This window comes from Nocardia australiensis (genome assembly GCF_020733705.1).
Lineage (GTDB): Bacteria > Actinomycetota > Actinomycetes > Mycobacteriales > Mycobacteriaceae > Nocardia > Nocardia australiensis.
Genome location: NZ_JAJFZM010000001.1, coordinates 1,787,725 through 1,802,024 on the forward strand (window position 1 = coordinate 1,787,725; position 14,300 = coordinate 1,802,024).

At 63.5% G+C, this 14,300-nt stretch carries 12 protein-coding genes; 8 read left to right on the forward strand and 4 right to left on the reverse strand.

The genetic code is table 11. From position 1 onward, the window contains the following. Positions 1 to 287 precede the first annotated feature (287 nt). The gene (locus LKE06_RS08055; RefSeq protein ID WP_372477296.1) at positions 288 to 455 is read left to right on the forward strand and encodes a hypothetical protein; all 168 of its coding nucleotides are present in this window, start codon (positions 288 to 290) and stop codon (positions 453 to 455) included. A 101-nt stretch (positions 456 to 556) separates the two neighbouring features. On the opposite strand, the gene LKE06_RS08060 is transcribed toward LKE06_RS08055, so the two are convergent. Further along, complete coding sequence (locus LKE06_RS08060; protein ID WP_227997983.1) at positions 557 to 2,860, reverse strand: MMPL family transporter; 2,304 nt, start codon at positions 2,858 to 2,860, stop codon at positions 557 to 559. A gap of 205 nt (positions 2,861 to 3,065) precedes the next feature. Then, complete coding sequence (locus LKE06_RS08065) at positions 3,066 to 5,363, reverse strand: MMPL family transporter (RefSeq protein WP_227997984.1); 2,298 nt, start codon at positions 5,361 to 5,363, stop codon at positions 3,066 to 3,068. A gap of 203 nt (positions 5,364 to 5,566) precedes the next feature. Here LKE06_RS08065 and LKE06_RS08070 point away from each other — a divergent pair, with 203 nt between their 5' ends. The 6 genes from LKE06_RS08070 to tgt all read left to right on the forward strand — a co-directional run bounded on the left by LKE06_RS08070 (position 5,567) and on the right by tgt (position 12,019). Beyond that, positions 5,567 to 6,160 carry a TetR/AcrR family transcriptional regulator gene (locus LKE06_RS08070; RefSeq protein ID WP_227997985.1) on the forward strand — a complete coding sequence of 198 codons (594 nt, stop codon included), beginning with the start codon at positions 5,567 to 5,569 and terminating at the stop codon, positions 6,158 to 6,160. 39 nt (positions 6,161 to 6,199) lie between these two features. Further along, entirely contained in the window at positions 6,200 to 6,733 is a 534-nt protein-coding gene (locus LKE06_RS08075; RefSeq protein WP_227997986.1) for an RrF2 family transcriptional regulator, read from the forward strand. Positions 6,734 to 6,778: 45 nt separating this feature from the next. Continuing rightward, a complete protein-coding gene (locus tag LKE06_RS08080; RefSeq protein WP_227997987.1) occupies positions 6,779 to 8,512 on the forward strand; it encodes an ABC transporter ATP-binding protein in 1,734 nt (577 codons plus the stop codon). Then, a complete protein-coding gene (locus LKE06_RS08085) occupies positions 8,509 to 8,655 on the forward strand; it encodes a hypothetical protein (RefSeq protein WP_227997988.1) in 147 nt (48 codons plus the stop codon). Before LKE06_RS08080 ends, LKE06_RS08085 begins: the two co-directional genes overlap by 4 nt. Beyond that, positions 8,652 to 10,565 carry an ABC transporter ATP-binding protein gene (locus tag LKE06_RS08090; protein WP_227997989.1) on the forward strand — a complete coding sequence of 638 codons (1,914 nt, stop codon included), beginning with the start codon at positions 8,652 to 8,654 and terminating at the stop codon, positions 10,563 to 10,565. Before LKE06_RS08085 ends, LKE06_RS08090 begins: the two co-directional genes overlap by 4 nt. Positions 10,566 to 10,768: 203 nt before the next feature. Then, complete coding sequence (gene tgt / locus LKE06_RS08095) at positions 10,769 to 12,019, forward strand: tRNA guanosine(34) transglycosylase Tgt (protein ID WP_227997990.1); 1,251 nt, start codon at positions 10,769 to 10,771, stop codon at positions 12,017 to 12,019. On the opposite strand, the gene LKE06_RS08100 is transcribed toward tgt, so the two are convergent. Then, complete coding sequence (locus LKE06_RS08100) at positions 12,016 to 12,798, reverse strand: queuosine precursor transporter (protein ID WP_227997991.1); 783 nt, start codon at positions 12,796 to 12,798, stop codon at positions 12,016 to 12,018. The two genes, tgt and LKE06_RS08100, sit on opposite strands and share 4 nt — an antisense overlap. A 92-nt stretch (positions 12,799 to 12,890) precedes the next feature. On the opposite strand from LKE06_RS08100, the gene LKE06_RS08105 reads away from it, so the two are divergent. Next, positions 12,891 to 13,460, forward strand: coding sequence for a DUF4190 domain-containing protein (locus tag LKE06_RS08105; RefSeq protein WP_227997992.1), 570 nt, complete (start codon positions 12,891 to 12,893; stop codon positions 13,458 to 13,460). A gap of 76 nt (positions 13,461 to 13,536) precedes the next feature. On the opposite strand, the gene LKE06_RS08110 is transcribed toward LKE06_RS08105, so the two are convergent. After that, positions 13,537 to 14,286: an RDD family protein gene (locus LKE06_RS08110; protein ID WP_227997993.1), complete on the reverse strand. Its 750-nt coding sequence runs from the start codon at positions 14,284 to 14,286 to the stop codon at positions 13,537 to 13,539. Positions 14,287 to 14,300: the final 14 nt, after the last annotated feature.

Consider the following 14,300-nt stretch of genomic DNA (forward strand, 5'->3'; position numbering starts at 1 on the left):
CGACCGAGTTGATGACCACGGCAAAAGTAGGTGTCCTAAGTAACGGGTAGAAGACCGATTGGTTTCTTGAATCCGGTCACGGCATCGCTGGATGTCTGGCAGGGTGTGTTCCCCGGCGCACACCGCATGGATAACCGCCAGCGCCATCGGGTACCCGGGGTAGTACGCGAGTGCAGAAAGAGGCGATGACTATGCGCGAGCGAACGATCAATGGAAGACCAGTACGCGGCGAGAGACCAGCACACGAAATGAGGTCGCGGTTTCTGAGTCTGCTGCTCCTAGCCTGGTTGGCCACCGGCCTGATTGCCGCCGGTCAACGCCACTATTTCGAGAGCGGACCACTCAACTGCGCCGGCTGGGAAACCATTGCCGTCACCGCGGTAGCCGGTCCGCTCAACTACATGGGGCTCAAACCCAAGGTCTCTGAATGCCAGTTGCCGGAACCCAGTCAGTGACCGTAGGCGTCGGTGCCGATACCTGAGCCGTGATGGCACCGACATAATTGCGCCCCACCCGAACGAATTCGGGTGGGGCGCGGGAGTCCTCGCGTTCCGGCTCAGCCGGGTGCGGCCGGCTGCCGCACCGCTTCCGGTTGTGCCTGCTCGCGCAGGGCATGCAGCTTCGCGCCCTCCACGTCGATGTCCGGCACGATCTTGTCCAGCCATTTCGGCATCCACCATGCCCATTTACCCATCAGGACCAGCAGCGATGGGATCAGCAGCATGCGAACCAGGAATGCGTCGAAGAGCACGCCTGCGGCCAATGCGAAACCCATCGACTTCGCGGTGGCGTCGGATTCCAGCAGGAACGAGCCGAACACCGAGATCATGATGATCGCGGCGGAGGTGACTACGCGGGCGCCGTGGTGGTAGCCGCCGACCATCGCTTCGGTCGGCGATTTGCCGTGCACGTATTCCTCGCGCATACGGGTCACCAGGAATACCTGATAGTCCATGGCCAGGCCGAAGACCAGTCCGATCATCATGATCGGCAGGAAGCTCACGATCGGATGTGGATCGGCGATGAGCCCGAACTTGCCCTCCTGGAAGATCAGCACCGTGGCACCGAAAGTAGCCGCCATCGAGAGCAGGAAGCCGAGTGCCGCGGTCAGCGGGACGAGTACCGAGCGGAATACCGAGATCAGCAGCAGGAACGCGGCACCGGCGACGATCGCGAGGTAGGGCACGATCTTGCTGAGCAATACATGGTCGACATCCGCGTAAATGGCCGTAGTTCCCGTGATGCCGTACTCCATGCCGTACTCGGATTTCAGCTGTGTTTCGGCGTCGCGGGCATCGTTGACCAGGTCTTTTGTGTCCTGGTTGTTCGGGCCAGATTTCGGCACACCGTCCAGCAGTGCGCCCGCTTTGTCGGGTCCGCTCCACTGCGGCTCGGTCACATAGTCCATGCCGGAATAGGACGAAAGCCGGTCCCGCAGGGCCGTGACCGCGGCTTCCCGGCGATCCTGCGGCACGTTCCCGAGGTCTGCCACGACCTTCAGCACGCCATTGCTGCCCTCGCCGAAGCCCTCGGTCCGCAACTCGTATGCCTTCCGGATCGTCGTGTCCTTCGGCATGCTGTCGTCACTGGGCAATCCGAGGCTCAAACCGGTCGCGGGCGCGGCGAGCAGGCCGAGCACGATGATGGCGAGGAGCAACGTCAGGGCCGGCGCCTTGGCGATCAGCCTGCCCATGCGCATGCCATTGGTGATCGAGTTGTCGTCCTCGGGGTCGTGCTCGGCGATGAGTGGCAGCTTCGGTTTGAACAGGAATCGCCCGAATGCGCCGAGTATTGCGGGCATCAGCGTGATCGCGGTGAGCACCGCGAACGCCGCCGCGATCGCACCGCCGAGCCCCATGAACGTGAGGAATCGGACCCCGACGATAGCCAAGCCGATTAGCGCGATAATGACCGTCAAACCAGCGAAGACCACCGCGGACCCAGCGGTGCCGAGTGCGGTGCCGGCCGCTTCTTCCGGTGAATCCTGTACTGCCAGTTCGTGTTTGTAGCGGGAGACGACGAACAGCGCGTAGTCGATCGATAGCGCGATGCCGATCATCGAGGCGAGGAAGGTTGTGAAGCTGGGGATCGACAGGAACGAGGTGCTGAGGAAGATCAGCGAGGTGGCCGCGCTCAGGCCGACGATCGCGGTGATGATCGGCACGAACGCCGCGACGATCGCTCCGAACGCGATGATCATCACGATCAGTGCCACCGCCATGCCGATCATTTCTGATTTCCCGCTCGGCGCCTGTTGTTGCATCGCGATGGAACCGCTCATTTCGACCGTCAGCCCGGCATTGCGGGCGGCATCCGCCACGTTGTAGGCGGCCGCGCGGTCGTCGGCGGTGACGTCGCTGAATTCCTTGATGGTGAACGGCACGCTCATGAAGGCGACCGAATCGGGGTCGGTCTTACTCAGCACGTTCAACGGTGCGCCACTGCATTTGGAGAGGTCGGGCCGGCCGTTGAGACAGCCCAACTGTTCGGCGGCGACAACCGGATCGGTGATCGGCTTGCTGTGATCGACGATATCGAGTTGGTTGAGGTTCGCGATCAGCGTCTCGACCGCCTGATGGTTGGCCGGGTCGGTGAGCTTCTGCCCCTGCGCCGCACCGATCACGTAGGTGCCGGTTACCGCGTCGAAATTGAACGCCTGGGACATGCCGGGGAAATGCTTGTCGAGGATTTCCGTGGCCCGCTCCGAAGGCAGGTTCGGCATGCTGAAGTCGTCGCTCATCGGCTCCTTAAGCTGCGCGCCGAGGCCGCCGAGGATCAGGAACAGGACGAGCCAGACGGGTAGGACGATCCACTTGTGGCGGAAGGCGAACTTCCCCCACCGGTATAGCAGTACGGACACTGAGGTCTCCTCGCGGTGATCGGGTTGTGCTGGTTCATTCACGAACTTCCAACCGACCGCCTGCGCCGGTGGACTACCGAGCTGAAGAGTCGAACAACCTCAGAGTCTGCTGCCGAGCGCACCCAAGATCAAGAACCGGGGCAAAAGCACTCGGCCCCGCACCATGAAAAGGTGCGGGGCCGAGTGCCTATTTGCTACGTGTCGATCAGCCGACGGTGACCGGCTCCTTGTCGAGATCGACAGCCTTCTGCTGCAACGCACGCAGCTTGGTGCCCTCGATATCGATATCCGGCAGGATCCGGTCCAGCCACTCCGGCATCCACCAGGACCACTTGCCCATCAGGACCAGCAGCGACGGAATCAGGATCATCCGGACGATGAACGCGTCAAGCAGCACACCCACTGCCAGTGCGAAGCCGAACGATTTCGCGGTGGGGTCGGATTCGAGCAGGAACGAACCGAATACCGAGATCATGATGATCGCCGCGGCGGTCACCACGCGGGCACCGTGGTGATAGCCGCTTACCATCGCTTCGGTCGCCGATTTGCCGTGCACGAACTCCTCGCGCATGCGCGTCACCAGGAATACCTGGTAGTCCATGGCCAGACCGAAGACCAGTCCGATCAGCATGATCGGCAGGAAGCTGATGATCGGGTGCGGATCGTCGATCAGCCCGAACTTGCCCTCCTGGAAGATCAGTACCGTGGCACCGAAGGTGGCCGCCATGGAAAGCAGGAATCCGACGGCCGCGGTCAGCGGCACCAGGATCGAGCGGAACACCAGGATCAGCAGCAGGAATGCGGCGCCGGCGACGATCGCGAGGTAGGGCACGATCTTGCCGAGCAACACATGGTCGACATCCGCGTAAATGGCCGTGGTGCCAGTGATGCCGTATTCGATGCCGAATTCGGACTTCAGCTGCGCTTCGGCGTCGCGGGCGTCGATGACCAGGTCTTTTGTGTCCTGGTTGTTCGGGCCTGATTTCGGTACACCATCCAGCAGCGCGCCCGCCTTGTCGTCGCCGCTCCACTTCGGTGTCGTGACGTAATCCATGCCCGAATACGACTCGAGCTTGCTACGCAACGCCGCGACCGCGGGCTCGCGCTGATCGGCGGGCACATTGGTGAGATCCGCGGCGATGTTCAGCACGCCATTGCTGCCCTCGCCGAAGCCATCGGTCCGCAACTCGTACGCCTTGCGGATGGTGGAGGTCTTCGGCTGGCTGTCGTCACCGGGCAGGCCGAGGTTCAGGCCCGCGGCGGGCGCGGCGAGCGCACCGAGCACAACCACGCTGAGCAGTAGCGCCACCGCGGGTGCCTTGCCGATCAGCCGGCCGACACGCATGCCGACCGTGATCGAGTTGTCGTCCTCGGGGTCGTGCTTGGCGATGAGTGGCAGCTTCGGTTTGAACAGGAATCGCCCGAATGCGCCGAGTATTGCGGGCATCAGCGTGATCGCGGTGAGTACCGCGAATGCCGCCGCGATCGCGCCACCCAGACCCATGAAGGTCAGGAACTCGACACCGACGATGCTCAGTCCGGCCAGCGCGATGATCACGGTGAGACCCGCGAAGACCACCGCGGAGCCGGCGGTGCCGGTTGCGGTGCCGGCCGCTTCTTCCGGTGAATCCTGTACTGCCAGTTCGTGTTTGTAGCGGGAGACGATGAACAGCGCGTAGTCGATCGATAGCGCGATGCCGATCATCGAGGCGAGGAAGGTTGTGAAGCTGGGCACCTCGATCACCGAGGTGCCGAGGAAAATCAGCGAGGTGGCCGCACCGAGGCCGACGATCGCGGTGATGATCGGCACAAACGCGGCGACGATCGCACCGAACGCGACGATCATGACGACCAGTGCCACCGCCATGCCGATCATTTCTGATTTCCCGCTCGGGACCGCGCTCGTCATCGCGATCGAGCCGCTCATCTCGACGTCGAGCCCCGCATTGCGCGCGTCGCTGGCCACGTCATAGGCCGCTTTGCGCTGCTCATCGGTGACGTCGGTGAACTTCTTGATGGTGAACGGCACGCTCATGAAGGCGACCGAATCGGGGTCGGTCTTCCCGAGTACGTTGAGCGGGGCGCCGCTGCACTGCGAGGGGTCGGGATTGGTCAGGCAGCCCATTTTGTCGGCGGCTTCGACCGGGTTCATGACCGGCTTGCTGTGGTCGACGATGTCGAGCTGGCCGAGTTTGGCAATGAACGCGTCCAGAGCGGCACGGTTCGCCGGGTCGGTCAGCTTCTGCCCGTCGGGGGCCGCGATGACATAGGTTCCGGTCACGGCGTCGAACTTGAAGGCGTCCGACGCGCCGGGGAAGTGTTTGTCGAGGATGTCGTTGGCGCGGGCCGACGGCAGCGCCGGCATGCTGAAGTCGTTGCTCATCGGCTCCTTGAGCTGCGCGCCGAGGCCGCCGAGGAGCAGGAAGAGGATGAGCCAGACCGGAAGCACTATCCATTTCCGGCGGAAAGCGAACTTTCCCCATCTATATAGATAAACGGACACGAGAGATTCTCCTAGCGATGACTGGGGGGACGTGCTGGTTCGCGGCCCGTAGACAGCACTCGCGGGGGTGCGCTGTGCCCCGCTTCCATTGACTCACTCTGCCTACCGTGCGGTAGGTAGACTACCGAGAGTCTAAGCGGAGGTCCAACCTCAATTTGGATGGCAAAGTTAGCTGAGCGCAGCAGTGATGAGAGGATCATCCCATGCATGTCCGTGACACACCTGGCACCGTCGTCGCAGGTGGGGGCACTAAGATCGCGATTCGAGATGCCGCGCTGAAGCTGTTCGCAGCCAAAGGATTCGAGCAAACGAGCCTGCGCGAGGTCGCAGATGCGGTAGGGATCACAAAGGCGTCGCTCTACTATCACTACGCCTCGAAGCTCGATCTGCTTGTCGCGATCATTGATCCGATCGTCGATCACATGCGTGCGGTGGTCGAGGACATCGTTGCGGTTCCGCATGATGCCGATGGCGTCCGCGCGGTGCTGCGCGATTATCTGCACGGCATGATCCGCCACCGCAGCGCCGGTGCTCTGTTGGTGCGCGACAGCGTGGCGATCATCAATGCGATGGCCGACAGATACCCCGATCTGATGGATTCGAACGACCGCTTGCGCAGTTGGCTGGCCGGCCCTGACCCGACCGACGAGAAGAGGCTGCGTGCGAGTGCGGCGCTGGAAGTGCTCGGGGTGGCGCTGCTTTCCCAAGAGTTCGTGCCAGGGGCCACCGACGCCGTTGTTGAAACGACCCTGCTCGACGCGGCGACATGTGTACTGACGGCCTGCGGAACCGCGTAGGTTCGAACTGGTCATCCGATAGCTCAGGGGGTCGCTGCTGTGCATATCACCGCGAGGGTCGATTACGCGGTGCGGACCCTGCTCGAGATCGCCCGTGCGCCGCGGGTGGGTCAGGCGGGGGTCACCGGCGTGCCGGTGATCACGGCCGCGGCCGTGGTGAAAGCGGATGCGATCGCCTCCGCCCAGGCCATCCCGCCCAAGGTGCTGGAAACCGTGCTCGCCGAGCTGCGCCGCGCCGATCTGGTCACCAGCAGGCGCGGGCCCGACGGCGGCTACTGGCTGGCCCGCCCGGCGGCCGAGATCTCCGTCGCTGATGTCATCAGGGCAATCGAGGGCCCGCTGGCTTCCGTACGTGGACAGCGGCCCGAGGACGTGAAGTATCCGGGTGCGGCGCAACCGCTACAGCGGGTGTGGATCGCGCTGCGCGTGAATATCCGCGCGGTGCTGGAGAATGTATCCATCGAGGACGTCGCCCAGGATCGGCTTCCCGGTTTCGTCGAGGCGCTCACCGAGGATCCCGGTGCATGGACCCGCAGAAACCCGCAGATCGGAGGCATCCGTGCCGGTCAATAATCCGCACGACGGTTGTCACCGCTTGCCGGTAGCCTGCGGATCACCATGCTGATCAGACTGTTACGGACCTATCTGTACCCCTACCGGGCGCAACTGGCGGGGGTCGTTGTCTTGCAGCTGATTTCGGTCATCGCGATGTTGTACCTGCCGAGCTTGAACGCCGATCTGATCGACGGCGGCGTCACCAAGGGCGATATCGGCTATATCTGGAGCACGGGTCTGCGGATGTTGGCGGTGACGGGTGTGCAGATCGTCGCGTCCGCGTCATCGGTCTACCTGGCCGCCCAGGCCGCCATGGGGGCCGGGCGTGATCTGCGCGGCGCGGTGCTGCACCGGGTGGGCACCTTCTCCGCACGCGAGGTCGGCACGTTCGGCGCGCCGTCGCTGATCACCAGGAATACCAACGATGTTCAGCAGGTTCAGCTGCTCATCGTGATGTCGGCGACCATCCTGGTGATGGCGCCGATCATGTGTGTCGGTGGCATCTTCATGGCGCTGCGCGAAGACCTCGGTCTGTCGTGGCTATTGCTGATCGCGGTGCCCGCGCTGGCCATCTCGATGGGCTTCATCGTCGTCAAGATGGTGCCGGGTTTCCGCGCCATGCAGGCCAAGATCGACGCGGTCAACCGGGTGCTGCGCGAGCAGATCACCGGCATCAGGGTGGTGCGCGCATTCGTGCGGGAACGGCAGGAAACGTGGCGTTTCGGTGTCGCGAACACCGAACTCACCGACACCGCGCTGCGCGTGGGCAGGCTGGCGGCACTGATGTTCCCGCTGGTCATGCTGATCAGCAATGTCACCGCCGTAGCGGTGATCTGGTTCGGCGGGCACGCGATCGACCAGGGCAGCATGCAGATCGGTTCGCTCACCGCGATGCTGTCCTACATCATGCAGATTCTGATGGCTGTGATGATGGCATCGTTCCTGGCCATGATGGCGCCGCGCGCGGCGGTCTCCGCCGACCGGATCGGCGAGGTGCTCGAAACCGAGACATCGGTGGTCGCACCGAAGCTGCCGCAGTCGTTCAAGGGTGATCCGGGAACGGTCGACATCGCCTTCGCCGAATTCGCGTTCCCCGGCGCGGAGAAACCCGTGTTGCGCGCCATCCGATTCCAAGTAGAACCGGGTACGACCACGGCGATCGTCGGATCCACCGGTGCCGGTAAGACCACGCTGCTGAATCTGATTCCCCGGCTCATCGATGTCACCGACGGCGCGGTTTACATCGGCGGAACCGATGTCCGCCACATCGACCTCGAACTGCTACGGGCGCAGATCGGTCTGATACCGCAGAAGGCGTACCTGTTCTCCGGGACGATCGCGAGCAATCTGCGCTACGGCAACCCCGATGCCACCGACGAGGATATTTGGCGTGCCCTGGAAATCGCGCAGGCCGCGGACTTCGTGCGGGATATGCCAAAGGAACTCGATGCCCCGGTCGCCCAGGGCGGGACGACTGTGTCGGGTGGACAGCGTCAGCGCCTCGCCATCGCAAGGGCGCTGGTGAAACGCCCGCGCATCTACCTGTTCGACGATTCGTTCTCCGCCCTTGACGTCGCCACCGATGCCAGACTGCGCGCCGCGCTCCGGCCGGAAACCAGGGAATCGTCGGTAATCATTGTGGCACAACGGATTTCCACCATCCGTGACGCGGATCAGATCGTAGTGCTCGAGGACGGCGCGATGGCCGGAGTCGGCACCCATGAACAGTTGATGCGTGACTGTCCCGAGTACCAGGAAATCGTCGCGTCGCAGCTCAGTGCGGAGGAGGTGCGATGAGACATGATCGCGTAGCGCTCATCGTGGCCGACCGGGTGCGGGTGTCCCGCAAGGACGCTGGAGGTGCGATGAGACATGATCGCGTAGCGCTCATCGTGGCCGACCGGGTGCGGGTGTCCCGCAGAACGCAGGAGGTGCGATGAGACCCGGAGCAGCTACTCCTGGTGCGCCGGATGCGAAGGCGAAGTCGTTCGCGCCGTCGTTGAAGCGACTGTTGCGCAGGCTCGCGCCGGAGCGGGTGTCGGTCGTACTGATCCTCGTGCTGGTGATAACGGCCGTGGTGTTGAACACCCTTGGGCCCTACATCCTCGGCAAGGCGACCAATCTCGTTTTCGATGGCGTTGTCGGCAAACAACTGCCCGCGGAGTTCAGCAAGGATCAGGCGATCGAGGCGCTGCGGGCCGAGGGCGACAACACCTTGGCCGAGATGCTCGGTGCCATGGATGTCACACCGGGCGCCGGGGTCGATTTCGATGCCGTCGGCCGGGTGCTGATGCTGGTGCTGGTGCTGTATATAGGTGCGGCGGTGTTCGGCTGGTTACAGGGCATCCTGCTCAACCTCGTCATCAACCGCACGGTCAAGCGCCTGCGCAGCGATGTCGAGGACAAACTGCATCGGCTGCCGTTGAGCTACTTCGACGCCGCGCCGCGCGGTGATGTCCTCAGCCGGGTCACCAACGACGTCGACAATGTCTCCCAAAGCCTGCAGCAGACCATGAGCCAGCTGCTGACCTCGGTTTTCTCGGTGCTCGGCATCCTGATCATGATGTTCTGGATCTCGCCGTTGCTCGCGGTGATCGCGCTGCTCACCGTCCCGGCCGCGGTCGTGGTCACCGCGCAGATCGCCAAACGCTCCAAGCCGCACTTCGTGAACCAGTGGAAATACACGGGCCTGGTGAACGCCCAGGTCGAGGAGGCGTTCACCGGCCACGAGATCGTCACCGCGTTCGGCCGCAATCGCGAGGTCGGCAAGGAATTCGACAAGCGGAACAACGAGCTCTATGAGGCCAGCTTCAAGGCGCAGTTCATCTCCGGCCTGATCATGCCCGCCATCATGTTCCTGGGGAACGTGAACTTCGTGCTTGTCGCTTTGGTCGGTGGGCTGCGGGTCGCGACGGGGCATATCTCCCTCGGTGAGGTGCAGGCATTCATCCAGTACTCCCGGCAGTTCAGCCAGCCGTTGACCCAGATCGGCGCGATGGCCAACCTGCTGCAATCCGGTGTGGCTTCGGCCGAACGGATCTTCGAGATCCTCGATGCCGAGGAGCAGTCGCCGGATCCGGTCATGGAGAACGTGCGTCCGGTCGACCGTGGCCGAGTCGAATTCGAGGCGGTCTCGTTCCGCTATGAGCCCGAGACCCCGATCATCGAGCGGTTGTCGCTGATAGCCGAGCCGGGGCACGTGGTGGCAATCGTCGGCCCGACCGGCGCGGGCAAGACCACGCTGGTGAACCTGCTAATGCGGTTCTACGAGCTGGACGCGGGCACTATCACCATCGACGATGTCGACATCACCGAGATCACCCGCGATCATCTTCGCTCGCGGATCGGCATGGTCCTACAGGACACCTGGCTGTTCAAGGGCACCATCCGGGAGAACATCGCCTACGGGAATCCGAACGCGAGCGAACAGGACATCATCGCCGCCGCCCGAGCCGCCTACGTGGACCGCTTCGTGCACGCGCTACCCGCAGGTTACGACACCATCATCGATGACGAGGGTTCCGGAGTGAGCGCGGGGGAGAAGCAGCTCATCACCATTGCCCGCGCGTTTCTGGCGAAGCCGTCGATCCTGGTGCTCGACGAGGCGACCAGTTCGGTCGACACCCGCACCGAGCTGCTGGTTCAACACGCGACGGCCGCGTTGCGCCGCGATCGCACCAGCTTCGTCATCGCGCATCGCTTGTCCACCATTCGCGACGCCGATCTGATTGTCGTCATGGAGGCGGGCCGGATCGTCGAACACGGCACCCATGAACGACTACTGCAGGAGCGCGGCGACTACTACCGCTTGTACAACGCGCAGTTCGCCGCAGCGGCCGCTGACGCTTAGGACCCGGCCTCTCCGCGCCTCGATGCCGGACTCGGGTATCGCGGACAGAGGTGTCGGGCCCGGTGCCGTGTCGGTGGTTGGGAGAGGTGTCGCACTGCCCGGATCACGGGTGCGATGGGATCAGCGCGAGCAGGATGGACGCGCAGGTCGGGCTGGGTGGTGGGCGGCGTCGATCACCCACGCTCGCCTGAGAGGATGGCAGCGTGTCCATACCCGAGTCCTTCTCTTTCACCGTCAACAGCCGCCTCGATAATGAGCGGCACGGTCGGTCGGGTGTGATCAGCACACCACATGGCGCGATCGCGACGCCCGCGTTCATCCCGGTCGGCACCAAGGCGACCGTGAAGGCGGTGCTACCGGAGACGATGAAAGAGATCGGCGCGCAGGCATTGCTGGCCAACGCCTATCACCTCTACCTGCAGCCCGGTTCGGACATCGTGGACGAGGCGGGCGGACTCGGTAGGTTCATGAACTGGGACGGCCCGACCTTCACCGACAGCGGTGGATTCCAGGTGATGTCGCTCGGCGTTGGGTTCAAGAAGGTGCTGGCGATGGAAGCGGTCGAGGTCCGCAGCGACGATGTGATCGCCAAGGGCAAGGAGCGCTTGGCGACCGTCGACGATGACGGCGTAACTTTCCGTTCGCACCTCGACGGATCGAAGCACCGGTTCACCCCGGAGGTGTCGATGGGCATCCAGCACCAACTCGGCGCGGACATCATGTTCGCCTTCGACGAGCTGACCACCCTGCTCAATACCCGTGGCTACCAAGAGAAGTCGCTACAGCGCACCCACGAATGGGCACAGCGCTGTATCGATGAACACGAGCGGCTGACCACGGCGCGTACCCACCGCCCGTACCAGGCGCTGTTCGCCGTGATCCAGGGCGCGCAATACGAGGACCTGCGCCGCAAGGCATGTCGCGAACTAGAATCGATACGTGGCAGTGCCGGAACGGGTTTCGACGGCTACGGCATCGGTGGTGCGCTGGAGAAACAGAACCTCGGCGCGATTGTCGGCTGGTGCTGTGACGAGCTGCCCGAAGACAAGCCGCGGCACATGCTCGGCATCAGCGAGCCGGAAGACATCTTCACCGCCGTGGAGAACGGCGCGGATACCTTCGACTGCGTGAATCCGTCGCGGGTGGCGCGCAATGCCGCGATCTATGTCGCGGAGGGCCGATTCAATATCAACACTGCCCGTTTCCGTCGCGACTTCACGCCCATCGACGACACTTGCGACTGCTACACCTGCGCGCACTACACCCGGGCCTACATCCATCACCTGTTCAAGGCCAAGGAGATGCTCGCCGCGACACTGTGCACAATCCACAACGAGCGCTACACGATTCGGCTCGTCGATCGCATCCGCGAGAGTATCGAGGGCGGCTACTTCGACGAGTACAAGAGCGAAACGCTGGGCCGCTGGCAGGGGCGGATCAGCACCCCGTCCTAGGCTCGCAGGGCCGGGACTTCGCGCGGTTCGTAGCTCGGCTCGTGCTTCTTCAAGAAGGCGATCACCCGGTAGGTGATGGGTAGCACGATGATCTCGGCCAACGTCTTCCAAATGAAGCCGACGATTACGTAATTCACGAATTGTTCCCAGCTGTCGATGCCGATGGCGGTGGCGGCGATCGAGCAGAAGATCAGGGTGTCACCGAATTCGCCGATCACTGTGGAACCGATCAGCCGGGCCCACAGATGCTTCTCCTTGGTCCGTTCCTTGATCAGCACCAGCGTCGCCGAATTCAGCATCTCGCCAACGAAGTAGCCGATCAGTCCGGCGGCGACCAATTGCGGGGTGGTGCCGATGACGGTTCGGAACGCGTCCTGGTTTTCGTAGAAGCTCGCGGCGGGCAGTCCGATGGCGATGGTGAAACACAGCACAGTCACCAGCAGGATGGCGAACCCGTAGTAGATGGCCCGGCGGGCGGCGCGGAAGCCGTATACCTCGCTGAGCACGTCGCCGATGATGTAGGCGAGGGGGAAGAGGAACCAAGCGCCGTCGGTGGTGATCGGCAGGATCTCCAACGGCCCAAGCCGCACCGAATGGTCGGCGAAGTATTGAACGCCCTTGGTAGCGCAGATGTTCGAGATGATCAGCGTTGCGGTGAACAACGCCACGACCGGTGTGTAGTACCCCCGCGCGACCTGGGCGAATGCCGCATGGTCCGACGCGGGGCGCCCAGACTTTTCGTGTTCTTCGGTTTTATACGACTCACTCACGCGCTTCATCCAACCAGGTTGCCGTGGGCTCGGCTGCCTCGCTTTCGCGCGGGCCATGCTTCGGGCGGACCGTCTCCGGCGGCACCCATTAGGCTGTAGCAATGACGAATCCCGGCGATTCCGACGAGTGGTGGAAGCAGTACGGCGGCGAAGGTGTGTCGGCGGAATCTGGCACGCCCAGTTCGGTGCCGCAATACCCGACCGCCCAACCGTCCGGATATCCGTCGGCTCCGCAGTACCCACAGCAGCCTGTCCCACAGCAGCCTGTCCCGCAGCAGGCTGTCCCGCAGATGACGCCGCCGCAGTATCCGAACTACCAGCCGCAGCAGCCAGCGCAGCCGCAGCCATATCCGCAGCCGCCGAATCCCGCCTACCCCAATGCGGGCTACCCCAACCCGGCCTACCCGAACGCCTACCAGCCCTACGGATATCCTCAGCCGCAGGGCACCAGCGGTATGGCCATCGGCGCGCTGGTTTCGTCGCTGGCCGGATTTGTTACCTGCGGTGTCGGGGCGATCGTCGGGATCATCCTTGGGGTCGTCGCGCTGAATCAGATCAAGCAGTCCGGTCAGGACGGCCGGGGTATGGCGTTGGCGGGCATCTGGATCGGCGTCGGCCTCGTCGTGCTTTCGGTGCTCTGGCTCATCCTCGTGATCGCCAGCAGCGCGTAGCTTCGTAGGTCGAAAACAACAGGGGCGCACCCGATTCGGGTGCGCCCCTGTTGTGTGGTGATCAGGTGCCGGAATATCAGCTCTTCACGACCGCGGTGCCGCCGGCGAACTTATCGTGCCAGCCCTGCTTGTTCGGGTCCTGCGAGGTCGTAACGATGATGTAGATGGCCAGACCGAGCGCGACCAGCGGTCCGACGCACGGGATGATCATCGCCAAGATGTAGATGTTGCGCTTGAGTGAGGCCTCTGGCTGCAGCTTCGGCGCACCACCAGGCGCGAGCACCTTGAGCCCGACCAGCTTCTTGCCGAGGGTCGTGCCCTGGCTGGTCTCCATGGCCACGAAGTAGCCGATCAGCGCGAGAGCGGCCACGATGCCGTTGACGGCCGAACCCGCGAAGCTGTTGAGGCCGAAGAAGAGCGTAATGACAATGTAGACCGGGATGCCGACGATCAGGTGATCGATGACACGGGCACCGATGCGGGTCCCCACATCGCCGGGTTGTCCGCCATAGCCGGGCTGCCCGCCGCCGTAACCGGGCTGCCCGCCGTAGGGCTGATGGGGGTGTTGCTGGCCGTAGGGGTCCTGCGGCTGTCCGTACTGCGGCGGCTGCCCGTACTGCGGCGGCTGCTGGGCGTAGGGGTCCTGCGGCTGCCCGTATTGCGGCTGTTGTCCGTATTGGGGCGGCTGCTGCTGCTGGCCATATTGATCCTGCGGCGGCTGGCCCTGGGGATACTGCTGGCCGCCTTGCGGATACTGCTGTCCGCCCTGCGGGAACTGTTGTCCGCCCTGGGGATACTGGTTGGGGTCGTACCCACCGCTTGTCATATTGAGTCCTAGTC